At 66.0% G+C, this 24,181-nt stretch carries 20 protein-coding genes, 2 tRNA genes and 1 pseudogene; 12 read left to right on the forward strand and 11 right to left on the reverse strand.

Going from position 1 to position 24,181, the window contains the following annotated elements:
* Positions 1-159 precede the first annotated feature (159 nt).
* A complete protein-coding gene (locus QXH22_RS04010) occupies positions 160-1,167 on the reverse strand; it encodes an NAD(P)H-dependent glycerol-3-phosphate dehydrogenase (RefSeq protein ID WP_306241462.1) in 1,008 nt (335 codons plus the stop codon).
* Between the two features lie 126 nt (positions 1,168-1,293).
* Here QXH22_RS04010 and cofC point away from each other — a divergent pair, with 126 nt between their 5' ends.
* From cofC to QXH22_RS04025, 3 genes are all read left to right on the forward strand, one after another.
* Positions 1,294-1,935 (forward strand): 2-phospho-L-lactate guanylyltransferase, encoded by a 642-nt coding sequence (cofC, locus tag QXH22_RS04015; RefSeq protein ID WP_306274976.1) that lies wholly within the window; start codon positions 1,294-1,296, stop codon positions 1,933-1,935.
* A 69-nt stretch (positions 1,936-2,004) separates the two neighbouring features.
* A complete protein-coding gene (locus QXH22_RS04020; RefSeq protein ID WP_306274977.1) occupies positions 2,005-4,206 on the forward strand; it encodes an RNA degradosome polyphosphate kinase in 2,202 nt (733 codons plus the stop codon).
* Between the two features lie 74 nt (positions 4,207-4,280).
* A complete protein-coding gene (locus QXH22_RS04025) occupies positions 4,281-5,225 on the forward strand; it encodes an NUDIX hydrolase (protein ID WP_306274978.1) in 945 nt (314 codons plus the stop codon).
* Positions 5,226-5,282: 57 nt separating this feature from the next.
* Here the strand turns inward: QXH22_RS04025 and QXH22_RS04030 are convergent, their stop codons facing one another.
* The 3 genes from QXH22_RS04030 to leuC form a co-directional block, all read right to left on the reverse strand.
* The gene (locus tag QXH22_RS04030; RefSeq protein WP_306241466.1) at positions 5,283-5,945 is read right to left on the reverse strand and encodes an HU family DNA-binding protein; all 663 of its coding nucleotides are present in this window, start codon (positions 5,943-5,945) and stop codon (positions 5,283-5,285) included.
* 212 nt (positions 5,946-6,157) lie between these two features.
* Complete coding sequence (gene leuD / locus QXH22_RS04035) at positions 6,158-6,754, reverse strand: 3-isopropylmalate dehydratase small subunit (protein ID WP_306241467.1); 597 nt, start codon at positions 6,752-6,754, stop codon at positions 6,158-6,160.
* A gap of 36 nt (positions 6,755-6,790) precedes the next feature.
* The gene (leuC, locus tag QXH22_RS04040) at positions 6,791-8,239 is read right to left on the reverse strand and encodes a 3-isopropylmalate dehydratase large subunit (protein WP_306241468.1); all 1,449 of its coding nucleotides are present in this window, start codon (positions 8,237-8,239) and stop codon (positions 6,791-6,793) included.
* Positions 8,240-8,320: 81 nt separating this feature from the next.
* Here leuC and QXH22_RS04045 point away from each other — a divergent pair, with 81 nt between their 5' ends.
* Both QXH22_RS04045 and QXH22_RS04050 read left to right on the forward strand, forming a co-directional pair.
* Positions 8,321-9,022, forward strand: coding sequence for an IclR family transcriptional regulator (locus QXH22_RS04045; RefSeq protein ID WP_306241469.1), 702 nt, complete (start codon positions 8,321-8,323; stop codon positions 9,020-9,022).
* A gap of 122 nt (positions 9,023-9,144) precedes the next feature.
* Positions 9,145-9,660, forward strand: coding sequence for a PPOX class F420-dependent oxidoreductase (locus QXH22_RS04050; RefSeq protein WP_306274979.1), 516 nt, complete (start codon positions 9,145-9,147; stop codon positions 9,658-9,660).
* Between the two features lie 18 nt (positions 9,661-9,678).
* Here the strand turns inward: QXH22_RS04050 and QXH22_RS04055 are convergent.
* The 4 genes from QXH22_RS04055 to QXH22_RS04070 all read right to left on the reverse strand — a co-directional run bounded on the left by QXH22_RS04055 (position 9,679) and on the right by QXH22_RS04070 (position 12,311).
* A tRNA-Glu gene (locus QXH22_RS04055) sits at positions 9,679-9,751 on the reverse strand.
* A gap of 84 nt (positions 9,752-9,835) precedes the next feature.
* Positions 9,836-9,907: transfer RNA gene (locus QXH22_RS04060), tRNA-Gln, on the reverse strand.
* 146 nt (positions 9,908-10,053) lie between these two features.
* Entirely contained in the window at positions 10,054-11,526 is a 1,473-nt protein-coding gene (gene gltX, locus QXH22_RS04065; protein ID WP_306274980.1) for a glutamate--tRNA ligase, read from the reverse strand.
* Positions 11,523-12,311: a fumarylacetoacetate hydrolase family protein gene (locus QXH22_RS04070; RefSeq protein WP_306241472.1), complete on the reverse strand. Its 789-nt coding sequence runs from the start codon at positions 12,309-12,311 to the stop codon at positions 11,523-11,525. The genes gltX and QXH22_RS04070 overlap by 4 nt, the downstream gene beginning before the upstream one ends.
* Before the next feature lie 266 nt (positions 12,312-12,577).
* On the opposite strand from QXH22_RS04070, the pseudogene QXH22_RS04075 reads away from it, so the two are divergent.
* Positions 12,578-13,633 (forward strand): annotated as a pseudogene (locus tag QXH22_RS04075) (MFS transporter); the annotation flags it as partial.
* Between the two features lie 133 nt (positions 13,634-13,766).
* Here QXH22_RS04075 and QXH22_RS04080 read toward each other — a convergent pair.
* Both QXH22_RS04080 and serA read right to left on the reverse strand, forming a co-directional pair.
* Entirely contained in the window at positions 13,767-14,780 is a 1,014-nt protein-coding gene (locus tag QXH22_RS04080) for a 3-isopropylmalate dehydrogenase (protein ID WP_306274981.1), read from the reverse strand.
* On the reverse strand, positions 14,777-16,363 hold the full coding sequence (serA, locus tag QXH22_RS04085) for a phosphoglycerate dehydrogenase (RefSeq protein WP_306241474.1): 1,587 nt from the start codon (positions 16,361-16,363) through the stop codon (positions 14,777-14,779). The genes QXH22_RS04080 and serA overlap by 4 nt, the downstream gene beginning before the upstream one ends.
* Positions 16,364-16,535: 172 nt before the next feature.
* Between serA and QXH22_RS04090 the strand changes: the two genes are divergently transcribed.
* From QXH22_RS04090 to QXH22_RS04110, 5 genes are all read left to right on the forward strand, one after another.
* Complete coding sequence (locus tag QXH22_RS04090; protein ID WP_306275956.1) at positions 16,536-18,281, forward strand: glycosyltransferase; 1,746 nt, start codon at positions 16,536-16,538, stop codon at positions 18,279-18,281.
* 43 nt (positions 18,282-18,324) lie between these two features.
* Positions 18,325-19,755 (forward strand): NAD(P)/FAD-dependent oxidoreductase, encoded by a 1,431-nt coding sequence (locus QXH22_RS04095; RefSeq protein ID WP_306274982.1) that lies wholly within the window; start codon positions 18,325-18,327, stop codon positions 19,753-19,755.
* A 258-nt stretch (positions 19,756-20,013) separates the two neighbouring features.
* Positions 20,014-20,247, forward strand: a complete 234-nt coding sequence (locus tag QXH22_RS04100; protein WP_306274983.1) for a hypothetical protein — start codon at positions 20,014-20,016, stop codon at positions 20,245-20,247.
* A 2-nt stretch (positions 20,248-20,249) separates the two neighbouring features.
* Positions 20,250-21,407: a hypothetical protein gene (locus QXH22_RS04105; RefSeq protein ID WP_306274984.1), complete on the forward strand. Its 1,158-nt coding sequence runs from the start codon at positions 20,250-20,252 to the stop codon at positions 21,405-21,407.
* Positions 21,408-21,478: 71 nt separating this feature from the next.
* Complete coding sequence (locus QXH22_RS04110; protein WP_306241478.1) at positions 21,479-21,895, forward strand: hypothetical protein; 417 nt, start codon at positions 21,479-21,481, stop codon at positions 21,893-21,895.
* An 87-nt stretch (positions 21,896-21,982) separates the two neighbouring features.
* On the opposite strand, the gene QXH22_RS04115 is transcribed toward QXH22_RS04110, so the two are convergent.
* A protein-coding gene (locus QXH22_RS04115) for an IS3 family transposase (RefSeq protein ID WP_142283675.1) occupies positions 21,983-23,388 on the reverse strand; the annotation gives its coding sequence in 2 pieces (ribosomal slippage) (positions 21,983-23,022 and positions 23,022-23,388; 1,407 coding nt in all).
* A 325-nt stretch (positions 23,389-23,713) separates the two neighbouring features.
* Here QXH22_RS04115 and QXH22_RS04120 point away from each other — a divergent pair.
* The gene (locus QXH22_RS04120; protein ID WP_306274985.1) at positions 23,714-24,130 is read left to right on the forward strand and encodes a hypothetical protein; all 417 of its coding nucleotides are present in this window, start codon (positions 23,714-23,716) and stop codon (positions 24,128-24,130) included.
* Positions 24,131-24,181 lie beyond the last annotated feature (51 nt).

Below are 24,181 nucleotides of genomic sequence, written 5' to 3' on the forward strand. Positions count from 1 at the left end.
GCTACCGGGTCGGGGCTGTCGGGGTCGGTTCGGCGACGTCAGGGCGTTGTTTCACTAGGCGTTGGGGCCGTCTTGGCCGTCGGCGCCGTTGTTGGCGGGTGAGTCGCCGGTGGCCCTTGCCCGCCGGTGCCGCTACTGCTTTTTGCGGCGCGGAGTCACTCACTCAGGCTTGGTGCTGCGACCCAAAAGAAGAGCAATGGCCTCGTTGACCGACAAACCCTTGTGGCAGACCCGGTGCACCGCGTCCGTCAGCGGCATCTCGACGTCATAGCTCGACGCCAGCGCCAGCACCGACTCGCAGGAGGTCACGCCCTCGACGACGTGACCGTCCTTCCCGTGCAGTGCGGTATGCATGGTGTCGCCGCGGCCCAGCCGCTCGCCCAGCGAGCGGTTTCGCGAATAGGGAGAGGTGCAGGTGGCCACCAGGTCACCGACCCCCGCCAGCCCCGCCAGGGTCGCGCCCTTGGCACCCAGCGCCAGCCCGAGCCGCATGATCTCCGCCAACCCGCGGGTGATGATGGCCGCCGCGGTGTTCTCGCCCAGCCCGACGCCGACCGCCATTCCGCACGCCAGCGCGATGACGTTCTTGCACGCCCCGCCGATCTCGGTCCCCACCACATCGCTATTGGTATAAGGACGGAAGTAGCCGCTGTTCAAAAACCGCTGCAGCGCCACGGCGCGTCCGGAGTCGCTGCATGCGACGACGGTGGCCGCAGGCTGGTTCTCGGCGATCTCGCTGGCCAGGTTGGGTCCTGAGATCACCGCAACCTGCGAGGAGTCCACGCCAGTGACCGACACGATCACCTGGCTCATCCGCATCAGCGTGCCGAGCTCGATGCCTTTGGCCAGGCTCACCAGCGTCGCGCCGTCGGCCCACATACCGTTCCACTGTTCGAGGTTGGCGCGCATGGTCTGAGCCGGCACGCCGAGCAGCACCGTCGTGGCACCGGACAGCGCTTCCTCGGCGTCGTTGGTGGCGCGAATGCCGGCAGGCAGCACCGTGCCGGGAAGGTAGTCGGGGTTGTACCGGGTCTTGTTGATCTTGTTGGCGACATCGGCGCGCCGCGCCCACAGCGTGACCTCACCCCCGGCGTCGGCAAGCACCTTGGCCAGCACCGTGCCCCATGCGCCCGCGCCCATCACCGCGACGGTTCCCGTGCCGGCCATCCACCACCCCTAATGTGTCGCTGTGTGCCCTGTGTGCCTTCGTCACCGCGACGGCAGCCGCTAAACAGTAGTCCCAGCGACCGGCCGCCGTCACCTCCGCCGACGTAACGCTGGCAGGATGAGCACATGGGCGGCACACACGGGGATGTCGGATTGATCATCGCCGTCAAGCGTTTGGCCGCCGCCAAGACCCGGCTGGCTCCGGTGTTCTCGGCGCCGACGCGCGAGGGCGTGGTGCTGGCCATGCTCGTCGACACCTTGACCGCGGCGTCCCGGGTCGGTTCCCTGGGCTCGATCACCGTCATCACCCCCGACCAAGCGGCGGCGGCCGCGGCCACCGATCTCGGCGCCCGGGTGCTGGACGACCCGACGCCGCCGGACGACCCCGACCCGCTCAACAGCGCCATCAGCGCCGCGGCGCGCGCCGTCGATTCCCCCAATACCGTTGTGCTGCAAGGTGATCTACCGGCCCTGCAGACCCAGGAACTCGCCGAGGCGATCTCGGCGGCGCGCCACCACCAGCGCAGCTTCGTCGCCGACCGGCTCGGTACCGGCACCGCGGTGCTGTGCGCGTTCGGCACCGGGCTGGACCCGCACTTCGGATCGGATTCCGCAGCGCGCCATCGTCGTTCGGGCGCGATCGAGCTCACCGGCGCCTGGCCGGGCCTGCGCTGCGACGTCGACACACCGGCTGACCTTGCAGCCGCCCGCCAACTCGGGGTGGGCGCGGCCACCGCACGCGCTATCGCGCACCGCTCCGCGCGGTGAGGCGCACCGCCGGGTGAATGGCAACCAAACGGCGCATGGATCTCTGCTGACTGCTGGCAGCATCGCCGGGTGATAGGCAATGATCTCAGTGTGACCGAAATCGAAGCCACCCCAGAGGCAGAGGCACGTCCCGACGACCACGCTTGGCACCCTGGCGACTCGGCTCCTGCGGCTCCTCCGGCCGCGACCCCGGCGGCGATCATCGACGCGCTGCCGGAAGAGCGCTACCTGAACCGGGAACTGAGCTGGCTCGATTTCAACGCTCGTGTCCTTGCCCTGGCCGACGACAATTCCATGCCGCTACTCGAACGCGCCAAGTTCCTGGCGATCTTCGCCTCCAATCTCGACGAGTTCTACATGGTTCGGGTCGCCGGCCTCAAACGCCGCGACGAGATGGGGCTGTCGGTCCGGTCGGCGGACGGGTTGACGCCGCGCGAACAACTGCGCCGCATCGGCGAGCAGACTCAACAGATCTCCATCCGTCATTCGCGCGTATTCCTCGACTCGGTGCTGCCCGCGCTCGAGGAGGAGGGCATCTACATCGTCACGTGGGCCGATCTGGACGATGCTGAACGAGAGCACTTGTCGACGTATTTCCACGAGCAGGTCTTCCCCGTTCTCACCCCGCTGGCGGTCGACCCCGCCCACCCCTTCCCGTTCGTGAGCGGGCTGAGCCTGAATCTGGCCATCACCGTCAAGCAACCCGAAGACGGCACTCAGCATTTCGCGCGGGTGAAGGTCCCCGACAACGTCGACCGGTTCGTCGAACTTGAAGCCAAGGGTGACGAGGGGGACGATCAGGTGGTCGTCCGGTTCCTGCCGATGGAAGAGTTGATCGCCGCCTTCCTCCCGGTGCTCTTTCCCGGCATGGAAATCGTGGAGCACCATGCGTTTCGGATCACCCGCAACGCCGACTTCGAGGTGGAAGAGGACCGCGACGAGGACCTGTTGCAGGCGCTCGAGCGCGAATTGGCGCGGCGCCGATTCGGTTCCCCGGTGCGACTCGAAGCCTCTGACGACATGACCGAGGGCATGCTGGAGCTGCTGCTGCGCGAGCTCGACGTGCATCCCGGCGATGTCATCGAAGTGCCTGGGCTGCTGGATTTGTCGTCGTTGTGGCAGATCTACGGCCTCGACCGGCCCGCGCTGAAGGACCGGGCCTTCGTTCCGGCGACTCACCCCGCCTTCGCGGAGCGAGAGACACCCAAGAGCATCTTCGCGACGCTGCGCGAAGGCGACGTCTTGGTGCACCACCCGTACGACTCGTTCTCGACAAGCGTGCAGCGGTTCGTCGAACAGGCCGCGGCCGACCCCAATGTGCTCGCGATCAAGCAGACGCTGTACCGCACCTCCGGCGATTCGCCGATCGTGCGGGCGTTGATCGACGCCGCCGAGGCCGGAAAGCAAGTCGTGGCAATGGTTGAGATCAAGGCGCGCTTCGATGAGCAGGCCAACATTCGTTGGGCGCGAACCCTTGAGCAGGCCGGCGTGCATGTCGTGTACGGGTTTGTCGGCCTCAAGACACACTGCAAAACCTGCCTGGTGGTGCGTCGCGAAGGCCCGACAATCCGTCGGTACTGCCATGTGGGGACGGGAAACTACAACGGCAAGACGGCGCGGCTTTACGAGGATGTGGGGCTGCTGACGGCGGATCCCGCCATCGGTGCCGACCTGACCGACCTGTTCAACACGCTGACCGGTTACTCACGAAAGCTGACCTACCGCAACCTCTTAGTCGCCCCGCACGGCATCCGCACCGGCATCATCGATCGCGTCGAACGTGAGGTCGAAGCGCACCGTCGGGGCAATGACGCGCGGATACGGCTGAAGATGAATGCTCTGGTCGACGAGCAGGTGATCGACGCGCTCTACCGGGCATCGCAGGCCGGCGTGCGGGTGGAGGTGGTGGTGCGCGGCATCTGCGCGTTGCGCCCGGGCGCCGAGGGTCTCTCCGAGAACATCACCGTGCGCTCCATTCTCGGTCGTTTCCTGGAACATTCGCGGATTCTCCATTTCAACGCCATCGACGAATTCTGGATAGGCAGCGCCGACATGATGCACCGCAACCTGGACCGGCGCGTCGAGGTGATGGCTCAGGTCAAGGACCCGCGCTTGACCGCACAGCTTGACGATCTGTTCGAGTCCGCGCTGGACCCGGCCACCCGGTGCTGGGAACTCGGTTCCGACGGCCAGTGGACGGCGTCGCCGCAGGAGGGTGAAAGCGTGCGCGACCATCAGGCTTCCCTCATGGAGCGACACCGCAGCCCGTAATACCGTGGCGTCCCGAGGGACCACGTCCAGCAGCAGCACGAGCGACCTGGCCGAATTGATCTGCAGGAGTGAAGGTGTCGATCCAGAACTCGTCGGACCGTCGACGCCCCGGTAACCGGGTCGTGTACGCGGCCGGTGCGGTGTTATGGCGACCTGTCAAAAGCAACCCGGCAAAGTCGGTCGAGATCGCCGTCATTCACCGACCGCGATACGACGACTGGTCATTGCCCAAAGGAAAAGTCGATCCGGGCGAAACCGCGGCGGTCGCCGCGGTGCGCGAGGTGCTCGAAGAGACCGGCCACCGCAGTCATCTCGGCAGATGTCTAACGACCATCACCTACCCGATCGACCAGGGCGTCAAGCGGGTGCACTACTGGGCGGCACGCAGCACCGGCGGCAGGTTCGCTCCCGGACACGAGGTCGACGAGCTCATCTGGCTGCCGGTGGCCGACGCCATGAAGAAGCTCGACTACGCACCGGATCGAAAGGTCCTGCGGCGGTTCGTCAAACAGCCACCGGACACCAAGACCGTCCTAGTGGTGCGGCACGGCACCGCCGGCAGCAAGTCACGGTATCGCGGTGACGACACCAAGCGGCCGCTGGACAAGAAGGGCCGCGCCCAGGCCGAAGCGCTGGTCGGTCAGCTGATGGCGTTCGGCGCCGACCGGGTCTACGCGGCTGATCGCGTGCGGTGCCATCAGACCGTGGAGCCGCTGGCCGCCGAGTTGGGCGTCGAGATCCACAACGAGCCACACCTGACCGAGGAGGCGTACGCCAGGAACGCCAAACGCGGTCGGCAGCGGGTTCTGCAGATCGCCCAACGCGCCGGAACACCCGTGATCTGTACGCAGGGCAAGGTGATTCCGGACCTGATCGCATGGTGGTGCGAACGCGACGGAGTGCGCCCCGACAAGTCACGCAACCTCAAAGGCAGTACCTGGGTGCTCTCGTTGTCGGACGGCCGGCTCATCGCCGCCGACCACATCGGCGGCGCGCTGGCCGCGAACGTGCGCGCCTGACAAGCGAATACCCTCCGAAGGCATCGCTGCCCGCCGGAGGGTATTCGTGTGAGCTGACTACTTGCGGCCGCGCCGTGTGCTCGTGGCCTTCTTGGCCGGAGCCTTCTTGGCCGGAGCCTTGGTGGCAGCCTTCTTGGCCGGAGCCTTGGTCACAGCCTTCTTAGCCGGAGCCTTGGTCACAGCCTTCTTAGCCGGAGCCTTGGTCACAGCCTTCTTAGCCGGAGCCTTGGTCGCGGCCTTCTTGGCGGCGGGAGCCTTGGTGGCGGCCTTCTTGGCGGCGGGAGCCTTCGTGGCGGCCTTCTTGGCCGGAGCCTTGGTGGCGGCCTTCTTGGCCGGAGCCTTGGTGGCAGCCTTCTTGGCCGGAGCCTTCTTGGCAGCCGTCTTCTTGGCCGCGCTGGCGACCACGCCACGCTTCACTGCGGGGCCCTCGGCCGGGAGCTTTTGTGCGCCAGCCACAACCGCTTTGAATTGAGCTCCTGGACGGAACGCCGGAACAGACGTCGGCTTGACCTTCACCGTCTCACCGGTGCGCGGGTTGCGGGCGACGCGTGCCGCGCGGCGACGCTGTTCGAAGACACCGAAACCGGTAATCGTGACGCTGTCGCCCTTGTGGACGGCGCGCACAATCGTGTCGACGACATTCTCGACAGCGGCGGTCGCCTGCCGACGGTCTGAGCCCAATTTCTGTGTGAGCACATCTATGAGCTCTGCTTTATTCATCCAACCCTCCGAGGCCAGTGGTCCTCTTTTGGAACCGACTAGTGCACTACGGTAATCCCTCAACTGGCAAATTGCCAAGAGCCACGCGCAATTTCAGCCCGCTATTGCGGTCGGGAACCGACCATTTCGGCAATCCGATTGCCGCCCTTGGCCGCTGGCGCCACTGAGAAATGCCCCCGGATTAGCGCCCGAATTCGGCGCTGTCCGGCCCTTCAGGAGGCCGGCAAAGTACGCGGTTTCCACCCTGGACGGGCCGCCTCGAAGGCTTCGATTTCGTCGAGTTTCTGCAGCGTAAGGGCTATATCGTCCAGTCCGTGGAGCAATCTGAAGGCGGTGTGATCGTCAATCCTGAACGGCAGCACCGCTGTTCCCGCGGTGACATTTCGATCTTGAAGATTGACAGTGATTTCCAGCCCCGGGCTCTGCTCGATCAGCTTCCAGAGAAGTTCGACGCCATCTTGGTCCACTTCGGCCGCCAACAGCCCCGCCTTGCCGGCGTTGCCGCGAAAGATGTCACCGAACCGGGACGAGATAACGACCCGGAATCCGTAGTCCATGAGCGCCCAGACGGCGTGCTCGCGAGAAGACCCCGTGCCGAAATCCGGCCCGGCGACCAAGACCGAGCCACGGTCAAAGGGGCTGAGGTTGAGCACGAATGACGGATCCGACCGCCAGCTCGCGAACAAGCCGTCCTCGAAACCGGTTCGGGTGACGCGCTTCAGGTAGACCGCGGGAATGATCTGATCGGTGTCGACATTGGACCGGCGCAGCGGCACACCGATGCCGGTGTGGGTGTCAAAGGCTTCCATGCTCTTCCCCTAAATCTCAATGTGAATTCAAGTCGGCTAGTTCAAATCCGCCGGCGCAGAAAGCTTGCCGCGGACGGCGGTGGCTGCGGCGACGGCCGGCGAAACCAGGTGCGTGCGACCGCCCTTGCCCTGCCGCCCTTCGAAATTGCGGTTGGAGGTCGCGGCGCAGCGCTCCCCCGGCGCAAGCTGATCCGGGTTCATGCCCAGGCACATAGAGCAGCCCGCCTGCCGCCATTCGGCGCCCGCGGCGGTGAAGATCTCGCCGAGACCCTCGGCTTCCGCCTGCGCGCGAACCCGCATCGAGCCCGGAACCACGAGCATCCGAACACCCTCAGCGACCTTGTGACCACGCAAGATATCGGCCACAACCCGCAGGTCCTCGATCCGGCCGTTGGTGCATGACCCGACGAACACGGTGTCGACCGCGATATCGCGCATCGCCGTCCCCGGCTGAAGGTCCATGTACGCCAACGCTTTCTCAGCTGCCTGACGCTGGGCGTCATCGGTCATCAGCTCGGGATCGGGCACGCTGCCACCCAACGGCACCCCCTGGCCGGGGTTGGTTCCCCAGGTGACGAACGGGGTGAGCGAAGCGGCGTCGAGGTACACCTCGGTGTCGAAAACCGCTCCCGGATCGGTACGCAGCTGCTGCCAGTAGGCCAGCGCCGCATCCCAGTCGGCACCGGTGGGCGCATGCGGACGGCCCCGCAAAAATTCAAAAGTGGTGTCGTCCGGGGCCACCATCCCGGCCCGGGCACCGGCTTCGATACTCATGTTGCAGATCGTCATCCGGCCTTCCATCGACAGCGATTCGATGGCGCTGCCGCGGTATTCGATGACATGCCCCTGACCGCCACCAGTCCCGATCTTGGCGATCAGCGCGAGGATGACGTCCTTGGCCGTGACCCCTGGGGGCAACTGACCGTCGACATTGACCGCCATTGTCTTGAACGGTCGCAGCGCCAGCGTCTGGGTGGCGAGCACATGTTCGACTTCGGAAGTGCCGATACCCATTGCGATTGCACCGAATGCACCGTGGGTGGATGTGTGACTATCGCCACAGACAATTGTCATCCCGGGTTGGGTGAGACCCAATTGCGGTCCGACGACGTGCACGATGCCCTGTTCGATATCGCCCATCGGGTGCAGCCGCACACCGAATTCGGCGCAATTGCGCCGCAATGTCTCGACCTGTGTGCGGGACACCGGGTCGGCAATCGGCTTGTCGATATCGATGGTCGGCACATTGTGGTCTTCGGTGGCGATCGTCAGGTCGGTCCGTCGCACCGGCCGGCCGGCCAGCCGCAGGCCGTCGAATGCCTGCGGACTCGTGACCTCGTGCACCAGATGAAGGTCGATGTAGATCAGGTCCGGCGCATCGTCGCCGCCGGACACCACAACATGGTCTTCCCATACCTTCTCGGCCAACGTGCGGGGCCGGCCGGCATCAGGTGGGTTGTGCGTCTGCGCTGCCTGCGGTGCCATCTTCAACTCGATTCGTCCATTCGCGGCTCGCGGATCCCTCCGGGCTGGTGATCTCACTATGCGAGACGCTAGTATCTTCTTGTGAGACAGCATAGCGGCATCGGCGTCCTCGACAAAGCCGTCGGCATCCTGCATGCGATCGCGGAATCGCCCTGCGGGCTAGCCGAACTGTGCGAGCGCACCGGCCTGCCCAGGGCCACCGCTTACCGGCTGGCCGCAGCGCTGGAAGTGCATCGGCTGGTGGGTCGCGACGAGGAGGGCCGGTGGCGGCTCGGTCCTGCGGTCACCGAACTCTCGGCGTATGTCAGCGACCCGTTGTTGGCCGCGAGCGCCGCGGTACTTCCCCAATTGCGGGAGACCACCGGTGAAAGCGTCCAGTTGTACCGTCGCGAAGGCACCTCCCGTGTCTGCATCGCCGCTCTGGAACCGCCTGCGGGCCTTCGCGATACGGTGCCGGTCGGCGCCCGGCTGCCGATGACGGCAGGATCCGGGGCGAAGGTGCTGCTGGCCCACAGCGACCCTGCGACCCAGAAAGCGGTACTGCCCAAGGCGATGTTCACCGACCGGGTACTCGCCGAAGTCCGCAAACGTGGCTGGGCGCAAAGTGTCGCCGAGCGCGAACCGGGCGTGGCGAGCGTATCGGCGCCGGTGCGCGACGGGCGGGGCGTGGTGGTCGCCGCGATCTCGGTTTCGGGACCGGTCGACCGGATGGGCCGGCGTCCCGGCGCGCGTTGGGCCGCCGACCTTCTGGCCGCCGCTGAGGCGTTGACGCGGCGGTTGTAGTACCGCGTCCGGGTGCACCGAGATTGCATCCGGGGTCACTTGAGAGGCTTGAGCCGACGGTGAGCGCAAGCTCGGCACCACCAGTGCAGAGGCGACGCACGGGCGCCTGACACACTGACGCCATGGGAACGAATCAACGCGCGAGCATCGTCATGTCCGAGGCCGAGATCACCGACTTCATCAACAACAGTCGGACCGGCACGCTGGCCACCATCGGACCCGACGGGCAGCCGCATCTGGTGGCGATGTGGTACGCGGTGGTCGACGGCGAGATCTGGCTGGAGACCAAAGCCAAGTCGCAGAAGGCGGTCAACCTCCGGCGCGACCCTCGGGTCAGCTTCCTTCTCGAGGACGGCGACACCTACGACACCCTGCGCGGTGTGTCATTCGAAGGCGTCGCCGAGATCGTCGACGATCCCGACGCGCTGCACCGGGTCGGAGTCAGCGTGTGGGAGCGCTACACGGGCCCCTACAGCGACGACATGAAGCCGTTCGTGGACCAGATGATGAACAAGCGGGTCGGCGTGCGCATCGTCAGCCGGCGGACTCGTTCGTGGGATCACCGCAAGCTGGGACTGCCCAGCATGCCGGTGGGTGGTACGACCGCGGCGGCCGCCAGAGGCGGCGGCGATCACTAACCGCAGAAATCGTTTTTGTAGCCCCGATGGGATTCGAACCCACGCTACCGCCGTGAGAGGGCGGCGTCCTAGGCCGCTAGACGACGGGGCCAGAAACGATCCGAGCAGTCAGCATAGCTCAACCCGGATACCCCACCTAATCGCTCGGCGTCTGCCGTGCGCCGGTGGAGCTTTGCTGGGGTACCAGGACTCGAACCTAGAATGGCTGAACCAGAATCAGCTGTGTTGCCAATTACACCATACCCCATTTGCGACCTAAAACCTCTGGTCAGTGCACATTCTGCGGGTTAACACCCGCGTCCTGGCGCTACTGGATCCGAGCCGTTCCAAGCCTTTGAAGCCGCAGTGCACACTACCAAAGACTTCAGGCGTCGTACGCACGCCCTGGAACGCCTAGGCCGACCCGACCCGCTCTCGCGCAGAGCGCAGCCTCCCCAGGCTGCGATCACGGCCCAGAAGTTCCAGTGACTCGAACAACGGCGGGCTGATCGTGGTGCCCGTGGCGGCCACCCGGATCGGCCCGAATGCCTTGCGAGGTTTGAGTTCCATTCCGTCGATGAGGGAGCTCTTGAGAGCGGTTTCGATCTGTTCTGTGGTCCAGTCCGTGATGCCCTCGAGCGCACCGGTCGCCGCGTCCAGCACCGGGCCCGCATCCGGACCCAATTCCTTGGCGGCGGCCTTGGGGTCGAGCGCGTACTCGTCGTCGTTGAAGAACTTCAGCAGATCCCAGGCGTCGCCGAGCACGACGATGCGCGTCTGCACCAGCTCGGCGACCGTCTTGAAAGCTCCCTCGTCCAACCCGAGTCGGTGTCCGTGGGTTTCCAGGTAGTCGCGCAGCCGGGTGGTGAAGTCGTCGACGGTGAGCATGCGGATGTGCTCTGCGTTGATGGCGTCGGCCTTCTTCTGGTCGAAGCGAGCCGGGTTGGAGGTGACGTTGACGACGTCGAAGGCGGCGACCATCTCGTCGAGGCTGAACAGGTCGTGGTCGTCGGCGATCGACCAGCCAAGCAGCGCAAGGTAATTGAGCAGCCCTTCGGGGATGAAGCCACGGTCGCGGTGCAGGAACAGGTTGGACTGGGGGTCACGCTTGGACAGCTTCTTGGTCCCCTCCCCCAATACCGGTGGGAAGTGACCGAATTCCGGGATGCGCTCGGCCACGCCGATCCGGATCAACGCCTGGTACAGGGCGATCTGCCGCGGGGTGGACGGCAACAGGTCCTCGCCGCGCAGCACGTGGGTGATCCTCATCAACGCGTCGTCGCACGGATTGACCAACGTGTACAACGGATCCCCGTTGGCACGCGTCAACGCGAAGTCGGGCACCGAACCGGCCGCGAAGCTGGTGGTTCCGCGCACCAGGTCATCCCAGGCGAGGTCGGCGTCCGGCATCCGCAACCGCACCACGGGCTGGCGCCCCTCGGCCAGAAATGCCGCCCGCTGCGCGTCGGTGAGCTGACGGTCGAAGTTGTCGTAGCCGAGTTTGGGGTTCCGTCCGGCCGCCAGGTGCCGGGCCTCGACCTCCTCCGGCGTCGAGAACGCGTAGTACGCCTCGCCCGCCTCGAGTAGGCGCGCGACGACATCGCGGTACCGGTCTTTGCGCTGCGATTGCCGGTACGGCGCGTACGGGCCGCCCACCTCGGGTCCTTCGTCCCAGTCCAGCCCGAGCCAGCGCAGGGCGTCGAGCAGCGCCAGATAGCTTTCCTCGCTGTCGCGTTCGGCGTCGGTGTCCTCGATGCGGAAGACGAAGGTACCGCCGGTATGCCGGGCGTAGGCCCAGTTGAACAGCGCGGTGCGGATCATCCCGACGTGGGGTTTGCCGGTGGGCGACGGGCAGAACCTAACCCGGACGTGCTCTGCGTTGGTCACGACTTTCCTTTGCGGACAACGGGATTGGTAAGGGTGCCGATACCCTCGACGGTGACCGACACGGTGTCGCCGTCCTCGATCGGGCCGACGCCGGCGGGGGTTCCGGTAAGGATGAGATCGCCTGGCAGCAGGGTCATTACCGCCGAGATCCACTCGATGATGGCGCCGACGTCATGGATCATCAGCGAGGTGCGCGCGTCCTGCTTGACGTCACCGTTGACTTCGGTGCGCAGGGCGAGATCACCGGGGTCGATGTCGGTGACGATCCAGGGGCCGACGGGGCAGAACGTGTCGTGCCCCTTGGCCCTGGTCCACTGGCCGTCGGACTTCTGCTGATCACGGGCCGAGACGTCGTTGCCGATGGTGTAGCCGAGGATGTTGTCGGCGGCCTGCTCCGCGCTGACGTCTTTGCACGCCCGGCCGATGACCACCGCCAGCTCGCCCTCGAAATGCACCGGTGATGCGTTGGCGGGCAATCTGATCGGCACGTTGGGCCCGATGATGGCGGTGTTGGGCTTGAGGAAGATCACCGGGTCGGCCGGGGCCTGGCCGCCCATCTCGGCGATGTGGTCGGCGTAGTTCTTGCCGATGCAGACGACCTTGCTGGCAAGTATCGGGGCCAGCAACCGGACGTCGGCCAGTGGCCAGGACCGGCCGGTAAAGGTCGGCGTGCCGAACGGGTGCTCGGCAATTTCGCGGACCGTCATCGCGGCGGGGTCGTTGAGATCTCCTTCGATGCTGACAAAAGCGACACCGTCCGGGCTGGCGATTCGTCCAAGGCGCATTCGGATGAGCCTATCTGGGGCCACGCGCCCGGCGTAGCCGGGCGCTGCGGGCCTGGAGGGTCCGCGTCACCCAGGCTGCGAATTTGCAGCGAAAGTACGAGTAGAGCCCGCCAAATTCGCAGTCTCGACGGCGGGTAGGCGACGGACCCGACGGTGAGTAGGCGCCGGTTAGGCGACGGACTCGACGGTGAGTAGACGTCGGGCAGGCGACGGACCCGGCGACCGCGGCGGCCAAAACGACGTTGCTGCTGTGCAAGCATGAGTAAATGCCTCGGGAACCGGCCAGTGCGGTCGCGCGGTGGTCGATCGTCGCCGTCTCGCTGGTCGCCACGACGAGTTCCTTCCTCTTCATCAACGGCATCGCCTTCCTCATCCCCCGCCTGGAAGCGGCACGCGGAACGCCCCTCGCCCAAGCGGGTCTGCTGGCGTCGATGCCGAGCTGGGGCATGGTCGTCACTCTGGTCGCCTGGGGCTACGCATTGGACCGCGTCGGCGAACGCATCGTGTTGACCATCGGCTCGGCACTGACGGCAGCCGCCGCCTATGCCGCCGCCTCCGTTCACTCGCTGCTACTGATGGGCGTCTTCCTCTTCCTCGGCGGCATGGCAGCCGCCAGCGCCAACACCGCGGGCGGCCGGCTGGTGTCCGGGTGGTTTCCGCCGCAGCAGCGGGGACTGGCGATGGGTTTCCGCCAGACCGCCCAACCACTCGGAATCGCGTTGGGCGCCTTGGTGATTCCCGAGCTCGCCGAGAACAGCGCGCACGCGGCGCTGATGTTCCCGGCGGTGATGTGCGGGATAGCAACGCTCGTCTGCCTCATCGGCGTCGTCGACCCGCCACGCAAATCCCGGCGGACGGCCTCGCACCAGGAACTGGCCAGCCCCTACCGCGGTTCGAACGTGTTGTGGCGAATCCACGCGGCGTCGGCTCTGTTGATGATGCCCCAGACGGTGACGGTCACCTTCATGCTCGTCTGGCTGATCAACGAGCATCACTGGTCAGTGGCGGCGGCCGGCGGCTTGGTGACCATCTCGCAGCTGATCGGGGCGGGCGGCCGAATCCTGGTCGGCCGCTGGTCGGATCGCGTCGGCTCGCGGATGCGTCCGGTCCGCATCATCGCCCTCGCGGCCGCGCTGGCTCTGGTCCTGCTGTCGCTGAGCGACCGGGTCGGTTCGCGCTTCGACGTGATGTTGATGATCATGGTCTCGGTACTGGCGGTGCTCGACAACGGACTGGAGGCCACCGCCATCACCGAATTCGCCGGTCCCTACTGGAGTGGACGTGCGCTGGGCACCCAGAACACCACGCAGCGACTGATGGCCGCCGCCGGGCCACCCATGTTCGGCGCGTTGATCACCGCCGCCGCCTATCCGCTGGCGTGGGCGTTGTGCGCGTTGTTCCCGTTGGCCGCGGCGCCACTGGTGCCGACCCGGGTGTTGCCGCCCGGGCTCGAAACTAGAGCCCGGCTGCAATCCGTTCGCCGACAACGCTGGTGGCAGGCCGTTCGTCCCCGCGAGTCGCAAGGTAGGCCGCGACCGCACGATCCACCCGGGCAGCCGCCGCGTCCTCGCCAAGATGGGCCAGCAGCAGCGCCACCGACATGATCGCTGCGGTCGGATCGGCGATGCCCTGCCCGGCGATGTCCGGAGCGCTGCCGTGCACCGGCTCGAACATCGACGGGTTGGTCCGGGTCGCGTCGATGTTGCCGCTGGCGGCCAGGCCGATACCCCCACACACGGCCGCGGCCAGGTCGGTGATGATGTCGCCGAACAGGTTGTCGGTGACGATCACATCGAACCGCCCGGGGTCGGTGGCCAGGAAGATCGTCGCCGCGTCGACGTGCTGGTAGGCGACCTCGACGTCGGGGTACTGCTCGCCGATCTCCTGCACGGTCCGCAGCCAGAGTCCCCCGGCGAAGGTCAGCACGTTGGTCTTGTGCACCAGCGTCAAGTGCTTGCGCCGTCTCATCGCGCGCTCGAACGCGTCGGTCACCACCCGGCGCACCCCGTACGCGGTGTTGACGCTGACCTCAGTGGCCACCTCATGGGGGGTGCCGACGCGGATTGCGCCGCCGTTGCCGGTGTAGGGCCCCTCGGTGCCCTCACGCACCACGACGAAGTCGATATCGGGGTTTCCGGCCAGCGGGCTCGTCACACCCGGGTACAGCCGGGCCGGACGCAGATTGACGTGATGGTCGAGCTCGAAGCGCATGCGCAGCAACAGCCCCCGCTCCAACACACCGCTGGGGACCGACGGGTCACCGATCGCGCCGAGCAGGATGGCGTCATGCTGGCGCAGTTCGGGCACCACCGATTCCGGCAGCACTTCACCGGTGGCGTGGAAGCGGCGGGCACCCAGGTCGTACTCGGTCTTCTCAACACCGGGCAAGACGACGTCGAGGACCTTGATGGCCTCGGCAATGACCTCCGGACCGATCCCGTCGCCGGCGATGACGGCGAGCTTCGTCACGAGAAATCAACCACTTCGAGCTTGTTCGCGCCCACCGACTCGGTGATGGCCGAGCGCACGTCGGCCGGCACGTCCTGGTCCAGCCTTAGAACAACGGTGGCGCTCGGGCCCTCGGTGTCCTCGGACAACTGCGCGGCCTGGATGTTCACCCCGGCCGCCCCGAGCAGCGTCCCGATCTTGCCCAGCGCGCCGGGCTGGTCGGCGTAGTTGATCACCAGGTTGATGCCCTCGGCGCGCAGGTCGTAGCTGCGGCCATTGATCTGCACGATCTTCTCCACCAGCTGCGGCCCGGTCAGCGTTCCCGCGACGTTGACGACCGAGCCGTCCGAGCCGACGGCCCGAACGTCCACCACGCTGCGGTGGTTGGGGCTTTCGGTGGCCTTGCTGATCTCGGCCGTGACGCCGCGTTCGGCGGCCAGCGCGGGGGCGTTGACGAAGGTGACGGCGTCTTCGATGACGGCGGAGAACAGGCCGCGCAGCGCCGACAGCTTCAGCACCTCGACATCCTCGGCGGCCAACTCACCGCGCACCTGCACCGACAGGGATGCGGGCAGCTCGTCGGACAGCGCGGCCGCCAGCACGCCGAGCTTGCGCACCAGGTCGAGCCACGGCGCCACCTCTTCGTTGACCACGCCGCCACCGATGTTGACGGCGTCCGGGACGAATTCGCCGGCCAGCGCCAGTCGCACGCTCTCGGCGACGTCGGTGCCGGCCCGGTCCTGCGCCTCGGCCGTCGAGGCGCCCAGGTGCGGCGTGACGACCACCTGCGGCAGCTCGAACAACGGGCTGTCGGTGCAGGGCTCGGTGGCGAACACGTCGAGACCCGCCCCGCGGACGTGGCCGCTGGTGATGGCTTCGGCGAGGGCAGCCTCGTCGATCAGACCGCCGCGGGCGGCATTGACGATGATGACGCCGGGCTTGGTCTTGGCCAGCGCCTCCTTGCCGATCAGACCGGCGGTCTCCGGGGTTTTGGGCAGGTGCACCGAGATGAAGTCGGCGCGTTCCAGCAGCTCGTCGAGCGGCAGCAGTTCGATGCCCAGCTGGGCGGCGCGGGCGTGCGACACGTACGGGTCGTAGGCGACCAGATGAGCTCCGAAGGCGGCGATCCGCTGGGCGACCAGCTGGCCGATGCGGCCCAGACCCACCACACCGACGGTCTTGCCGAAGATCTCGGTGCCGGAGAATTTGGACCGCTTCCAGGTGTGCTCGCGCAACGTGGCGTCGGCGGCCGGGATCTGGCGGGATGCGGCCAGCAGCAGGGCGATCGCGTGCTCAGCGGCGCTGTGGATGTTGGACGTGGGCGCGTTGACTACCAGCACGCCGCGCGCGGTGGCGGCGTCGACGTCGACGTTGTCCAGGCCGACGCCGGCACGAGCGACGATCTTCAGTTTGGGGGCGGCGGCGAGTACCTCGGCGTCGACGGTGGTGGCCGACCGCACCAGCAGAGCGTCCGCCTCGGGCACCGCGGCCAGCAGCTTCTCGCGGTCGGGACCGTCTACCCAGCGCACCTCGACCTGGTCTCCCAGGGCAGCGACGGTTGATTGAGCGAGTTTGTCGGCGATCAAAACAACAGGCAAGTTCACGCGGACAGCGTAGTCGGGGATCGCGAGCCCGACGGAGTCGGGCGCTGCGGGTCCCCGCCATCAGAACCAGCGGTGCGACGATGCGGGCCGTCCGGGCCCGCTGAGGAGCGCCCGCGCCGCTGAGTACTATCCGGCCGTGTCCTCCCTCGTACGCCCGGCGATCTGCGTCAACATGATCGTCCGCAACGAGGCGGCGATCGTCAAGGAAACCCTGGACGACATCGCGCGGTACATCAGTGCATGGGTGATCGTGGACACCGGCTCCGACGACGGGACCCAGTCCGTCATCCGCGATCACATGGCCCGCCTTGGCATTCCCGGGGAGCTCCATGAGCGCCCGTGGCGCGATTTCGGGCACAACCGGTCCGAGGCGTTGACCCTTGCCCAGGGCCACGGCGACTACATCTGGGTCCTCGACGCCGACGACAAGGTGATGGGCGACCTCGATTTCGGCCAGTTGGGCAAAGATCTCTACCAGCTCCGCTATCGCCAAACCTCGAATGTCTTCTGGCGGCCCAACCTCTTCCGCGACGGGTTGCCGGTCCGCTACGCAGGCGTGGTCCATGAAGACGTCATCGTCGACTCCGATTTCAGTCACGACCGACTCGACGGTGACTACTACATCGATTCTCGCCGCCTCGGAGCACGCAACCGCAATCCGCAGCAGAAATACGAGAGCGACCGCGACCTGCTGCTGGCCGAGATCGAGCGCAATCCTGATGATGCGCGGTCGGTGTTCTATCTGGCGCAAAGTTATTTTGATTTAGGCGATTTCGACAACGCGCGCAAGTGGTATCAGCGCCGGGTCGATATGGGCGGATGGGTCGAGGAGACCTACCAATCGATGTACCGAGTCGCGGAGTCGATGTGGTCGATGGGTGCGCCCTGGCCGGAGGTAGAGAGCGCCTACCTGAGGGCCTGGGAATTCCGGCCGACCCGCGCGGAACCGTTGTACGCCATCGCTTATCGCTACCGTCTCGACGAGCGCTACCGGCTCGGCTATCTGTTCGCCAAGCACGCCGCCGAGATCCCGTTTCCCACTGAGGACACATTTCTTGTCGGTGCGGATACCTACACCTGGGGTGCGCTGGACGAGGCTGCCGTCTGCGCATCGTGGATCGGCGAGCACGCCGAGGCGGTCGCGCTCTGGCGGCGAGCCCTGGCCCGGCCCGGCCTTCCCGCAGAGGATCGGCAACGGATCTCCGCCAACTGCGACAACAGCGCGCCAAGGATTTTCGAAGCCGCCGCCTCTTACCCCGGTGAGCTGGCGCTGCACCTGGCAGGCCACCGCCGCGACGCCGAGGTGGTGCTCAGCCTGATCGCAGGGCCGGATCGCGACCGCACCGAGGTGACGCTGAACTCATTTCTGAACTGCTGCAACGACTTATCGCGGATCGGCCGCTATCTGGTGGTCGATGCGGGCATGCCTGCGGCCGATCGAGCGGAATTGCTCGAACGGTATCCGTTTCTGGAGTTCTGTCCGATCACCGCCGGAGAGTCTGCGGGAGCCCTTTTGTCTCAGATCCGCGACCAGATCTACGGACGGTTCTGGCTGCACCTGGGGCACGGCGGGCAGTTCTATACCCAGGAGCGCTTGATCACCCGCCTGACGAGCGTGTTCGAGGCCGAGGACAACGTTTACCAGGTGGCGGTCAACTTCGCCGATGCGGACACGCTGATCGGTACGAGCGCGACCGATGACGTGGTGTCGCGCGCGCCCGGCGCTGGACGCTATGTAGTTCGCGGGCAAGTGGCGCACGGTCCGGCAATGTTCGACACCGCCCGACTCGATCGCATTGGGGGTGTCCGTGCCGACGCCCCCGATCCGCTCGCCGAACTGGGCCGACGGGCCGCCGCGGCCGGGCTCGCGACCGCCACCCTCGACGAGGTGTTGTGCGTCATGTCCGGCCTGAACTAGGTGCGGAATTCCCTTCGACGACGTCGTCGGCTGTAATTCACAGATGGACGTCACCGTCGTCGGCAGCGGACCCAACGGGCTCGCCGCGGCCGTCATCTGTGCCCGCGCGGGATTGAAAGTGCAGGTCCTCGAGGCCCAGCCGACCTTCGGCGGGGGCGCACGCAGCGCGGCCGATCTCGAATTTCCCGGAGTTCTGCACGACATCTGCTCGGCGGTGCACCCGCTGGCACTGGCGTCGCCGTTCTTCGCCGAGTTCAATCTCACCGCACGCGGGGTCCAGCTGTCCGTGCCCGAGATCTCCTACGCCAACCCGTTGCCGGGACGGCCGGCGGCCATCGCGTACCGGGATTTAGAGCGAACCTGCGCCGAACTGGACGCCGGTGAGCCATGGCGGCACTTTCTCGGGCCGCTCGTGTCCCACGCGGACGCGGTCGTGGCCTTCCTGCTCGGCGACAAACGATCGTTGCCCAGAGATTTGCCGACGGTTGTCCGCCTCGGGTTGCGGATGCTGACGCAGGGCACCCCGGCGTGGGGCGCACTGGCCGGCGAGGATGCCCGCGCCTTGTTCACCGGCGTTGCGGCGCATGCGATTACACCGCTGCCGTCGCTGGCCTCGGCAGGCGCGGGACTGATGCTCGCGACGCTCGCTCACGCGGTGGGCTGGCCGATCCCGGTGGGCGGCACTCAGGTGATCTCCGACGCGCTGATCGCCGACCTGCGCGCGCACGGAGGCGAGATCGCGGCCGGCGTTGAGGTCACCGAGGCGCTCGACGGCGTCGCGGTTTACGACACCGCGCCGACCACCCTGCTGGACGTTTACCGTCACTCGATTCCAGACCGGTACGCTAATGCGTTGCGCCGCTATCGATTTGGCTCCGGAGCGGCCAAGGTGGATTTCGTGCTGAGCGAGGACATCCCGTGGTCGGATCCGCGGCTCAACCAAGCGCCAACCCTCCATCTCGGCGGCACGCGCGAGCAGATGGTGCGGGCCGAGGCGGACATCGCGGCCGGACATCATGCCGCCGCACCAATGATCCTCGGCGCGCTGCCACACATCACCGACCCCAGTCGGATAGACGACCAAGGGCGACGGCCGTTCTGGACCTACGCGCATGTGCCCGCCGGATCTACCGAGGACGCAACCGAAGCGGTAACCCGAGTAGTGGAAGGATTCGCGCCGGGCTTCCGCGACATCGTGGTGGCGGCCCGCAGCGTGCCAGCCGCACGCATGAGCGATCACAACGCCAATTACGTCGGCGGTGATATCAGCGTGGGCGGCAACTCCGCGGTACGTGCGCTCGCCGGCCCCACTCCGCGGGTAAACCCTTGGAGCACACCGATTCCCAAGGTGTATCTGTGTTCGGCGGCCACCCCGCCGGGTGCGGGCGTGCATGGGATGGCCGGTTACTATGCGGCGCGGACGCTGTTGCGGCGTGAGTTTGGGATCCGGGAGATGCCGAGTCTGGCTCCGTGATTCGCCCAGATCGGATGGCACCGAAGTGATGCACCGCATCCAAGATGTGACTCGAGCGGACGCTTGCCCCGCTCATAAATGGTCGACGTCGCGGGGCGCCCATCGTTGTGCGCCCGCTCCTTTTGAATCGAGCGGTTCAGCCGATCCCACTGGTGAAGTGCGAGCGTCGAAGAGGGTGGCTAAGCTGCCGCCGTGCAGCCGCATTTCCGCGTCGATCCCGGTGCTCTCCGGACTCTGAGCACCCGATGGGGCGCGTTGGTGGACGACCTTAACGAGACGACGGCGCCGACGCGGCTGGGTTTGTCGTGTCAGGCCAGCGCTGCTGCAGTCAGCGGCGCCGACGGCGATGTCACAGCTTTTTCAGCGGCGCTGGCCGCTCGTGTGAACCTGCGGGCCAGTTACGTCGCCGAGGCTGACAGTGGCTACCTCGCCAACGAGGCCGCTTCAGCGAACATGCTGGCCGCTGTGGCGCCGCCGGCGATCCGCGTCTAGCAATGTCGACGGTCACCGCGTTTCCGGCCCTTGCGCAGCTAATGGCCTGGCCCACCGAACATCTCACCGAGGCCGCCGACCACTGGGAGGCTGTCGCCCGGCGCTGCTACGGGGTCGCCAACCAGGTCTGGCGAGACGCGCTAGCAGTGGATTGGCAAGGCGCAGCAGCCGATTTGCTGCACACCGAGACGCATTCCGACATGCTCACCACCAGCGCAGCGGCCGATCAGTTGCATGAGGCGGCCAAGGTGGCCCGCAGTGGAGCCTCAGACTTGTATGCGTCGCGCTCGCGGGTGCGTTACGCGGTCGAGGATGCCCGTACCGCCGGATTCGATGTCGGCGAAGACCTGTCGGTCACCGACCGCTCCAAGAGCGGGTCGACCGCGCAGCGCCTTGCCCGCCAAGCCCAAGCGCAAGCCTTCGCCGGCGAAATCCGCCAGCGTGCCGCTCAACTGGTCAGACTCGATCAGCACGTGGCCGATCACATCACCGCTTCTGTAGTTGGCATCCGCCACACCTTCCCATCGATGCCTGCCCGCGCTGTGCCGCCAAATCAAAGCCGCGTCCAAGCCGTCGACCACCACTGGAAACAGGACCCAACACCGGCACCCACGCCTGAGTCAGGACCGCCAAACGGCCCAACTGCCGACGATATCCGCCGAGTGCTGGACAAACTCCCACAAGGTGAAAATCCACGGGTCAGGGAAGTCCGTTCACCGGCGGATCTCGAGAACCTGTGGCAGTGGGCCCAACAAAACGGGGTGGAAATCCCGAACGGCTACGGCGATCCCAGCAAAGGCACTAGATATCGGCTTCCTGATGGCACAACGATTGGGCAACGCTGGGCTGCCGAGTCGACCGGACAGCCCGTCATTGATGTCCGCTACCCGAGCAAGGGTGACTACACAAAGGTGCACCTAAACCCCAGGGGCGGCGTGCCGGACATTCCCGCACCCCCCAGGGTAGCGCCACCCGCCCGCACACCGGTCGAACCCCCAACCGCCACGCCGGCGCCCGGCCGCGCACCGCCAATAATCGGTATCGGCCCGGTACCGCCAGAATCCGTCCCCCACCCTGTTCACCCACCCTACAGCCACCACGGACCCCCGGTGTTGGGCAAAGACGAGCTAGGTGACCTAGACGAATTCACCCCGGGATGACGCCAATGCTGGTGACTCCCCTCGTCCTGCAACCACGACAGCCCAACCACAGTGCCCAAGCATGGAGAATCATGACGCAACCCGATCAGAACAGGCACGCAGAGAGCCAGCCTGCGTCGACCGTACAAGACAGGCTGCGCGCCGAGCTGCTCACCAGTGCGCTCTACGATCTGGTGCCGCTGGCGGAGGTGGAATCGGTGATCATCCACGACAACCTCGCTGCAACCCTTTCGGCCCGACAAGAGTTGGCTTTGCGAACCATCCGATCGCTGTTGGAAGACGAGCTCATGCAACTCGGGGATTTGCCCTACCCGGGCGAAAAGTTCGCAGGATGGGATCTCTCGACGGACGCCGCCATGGACCGCGTCCACGATCTCTTCGTCGGCAAGTACGAACAACCTGATCTTTGGGAATTTGCGGTCTGGCTGGGACTGACTCCCGCTGGAGAACAACAAGCCCACAGGCTCAGGGGTGAAGCAACCGACTAGCTAACAGTCGGCATAGGCGTCAACGGCATGAGCGGGACAACTCGATGCTGAAACGGAACTTGTCAAGGCGGATGAGTCCATCGGGTGTTAAGCGGCGGTCGTGTCGGCCTCCTGGGCTGGTGGGTTGATCCAGACGGTGTCGGGCAGGTCGAGGATCTTCGGCGCACGGTGGGTGCTGAAGCGGTGCGGGTGTCGGGCACGGGCGTCGGTCAGGACGGCACGTCGCTCGGCGGCTTTGTCGGTGGCGAGCCCGAAGTGCACGTTGGCGGGGGTGTGCAATCCGATCCCGGTATGACGATGCTCGTGGTTGTACCAGTGGGCGAAGTCATCCATGAATTGCCTTGCCTCAGACAGGGAGCCGAAGCGCTCGGGAAACTCCGGCCCGTACTTCAGCGTCTTGAACAGCGACTCCGAGAACGGGTTGTCGTTGGATACCCGAGGCCTCGAATGTGATCGGGTGACCTCGAGATCGGCGAGCAGTGTCGCGACGGTCTTGCTGGTCATCGACGTGCCCCGATCGGCGTGCACGACGTGGGGAACGCCGTGCACCTTGAACACCTGCTCGATGAGTTCCTTGGCCAGAACACCGGATTCATGAGCATGGACGTGGACACCGACAATGTAGCGGGAGTAGATGTCGATCATCACGTACGCGTCGAAATAGACACCCTTGACCGGCCCGGGCACCTTGGTGATGTCCCAGGAATACACCTGCCGCGGCGCGGTCGCGACCAACTCCGGACACACCTTGGCGGGATGGCGGGCCAGCCGGCGCCGCTCCTTGACCTGCCTGTTCTCGCGCAGCACCCGGTACATCGTGGACACCGAACACAGATAAACGCCCTCATCGAGCAGTTGGGCATAGATCTGCAACGGTGCCAGATCGACGAACCGGGCGCTGGTGAGCGTCGCCACAACCAACTGCCGCTCCAACTCGGTCAGCTTGTTGACCGGCTCGACCACCGGTTGCGGCGACACCGCCGGCGTAGGTGCCGTGGCGGTGTTGCGCCGCCGGATCGCCGTTGAGCGCACCACGCCAGTCAACGCCGCTGCGTGCCTGGTCGACACGCCGACCGCGAGCAGCGACCCGTAGGCCTCGGTCAGCGCTTCTTCGGTTGCTCGTCGGAATCCGCTCTCTCGGAAAGACTTTCCAAGAGAGCGTGTGCTTTTCCCATGATGTCCAGCGCGGCCTCGGTGGTGGCCAGGCGCTTGCTCATCTGCGCGTTCTCCCGCTTGAGACGGGCGATTTCAGCCTGCTCAGCGGTCAGCTTGCCGATCTTCTCGCCGGGCTGTTTGCCCGCCAGCACACCCGCATCGCGCTGCCTGCGCCATTCGCTGATCGACGACGAATACAAGCCCTCCCGCCTCAGATAGGCACCGCCCTCACCGTGCTCGCAGGCCTGCTCGTAGGCATCCAGGTGGGCCAACTTCTCGGCCGCCGAGAACGCACGCCGGCGGCGCGGCCCGTCGGCGCGCGGGTGGGCTTCATCCATCCGTTCATTGTCATGCACCGACGTCATCATCGAACTGCTCATGGCGTGTTGATCCGTATCTCGCCCTGCATCAGGCCGGTTTGCTATGAACCACTGGACTCAACTCACCCTGGCACGCAGGGAAATCGGCCAACGTTCCGTGACCAGCCGGCACCAGGTGGTCCGGGCGGCGGGCCTGCACGGCGCCGCGCCGAGCTAGATGTGGCGGTGAAGCAGCCGAGTGTGCACAGTGCCTATCCGCACCAGCGAGCTTCCGCAATGCCGTTGACTTTCCCTGGTGCCGAAACCGCCACAGCCCAAACACATTTCCCAGGTACGGAGAATCATGACTCAACCCGATCAGGACGGGCACACAGAGAGCCAGCCTGCGTCAACCGCACAAGACAGGCTGCGCGCCGAGCTGCTCACCAGTGCGCTCTACGATCTGGTGCCGCTGACGGAGGTGGAATCGGTGATCATCCACGACAACCTCGCTGCAACCCTTTCGGCCCGACAAGAGTTGGCTTTGCGAACCATCCGATCGCTCTTGGAAGACGAGCTCATGCAACTCGGGGACCTTCCCTACCCGGGCGAAAAGTTCACAGGATGGGATCTCTCGATCGACGCCACCATGGACCGCGTCTACGATCTCTTCGTTCGGCACTACGACGAGCGCGCGTTGTGGGACCTTACGATCTGGCTGGGACTTACTCCCACCGGAGAACGCCAAGCCCACCGGCTCAGAGGTGAAGCAGCCGATTAACTGCCAGGCGGCATGCACGTCAACGGCATGAGCCATCGGCTGGCCGGAATT

This window comes from Mycobacterium sp. TY814 (assembly GCF_030755175.1).
In the GTDB taxonomy this organism is placed as follows: Bacteria; Actinomycetota; Actinomycetes; order Mycobacteriales; family Mycobacteriaceae; genus Mycobacterium.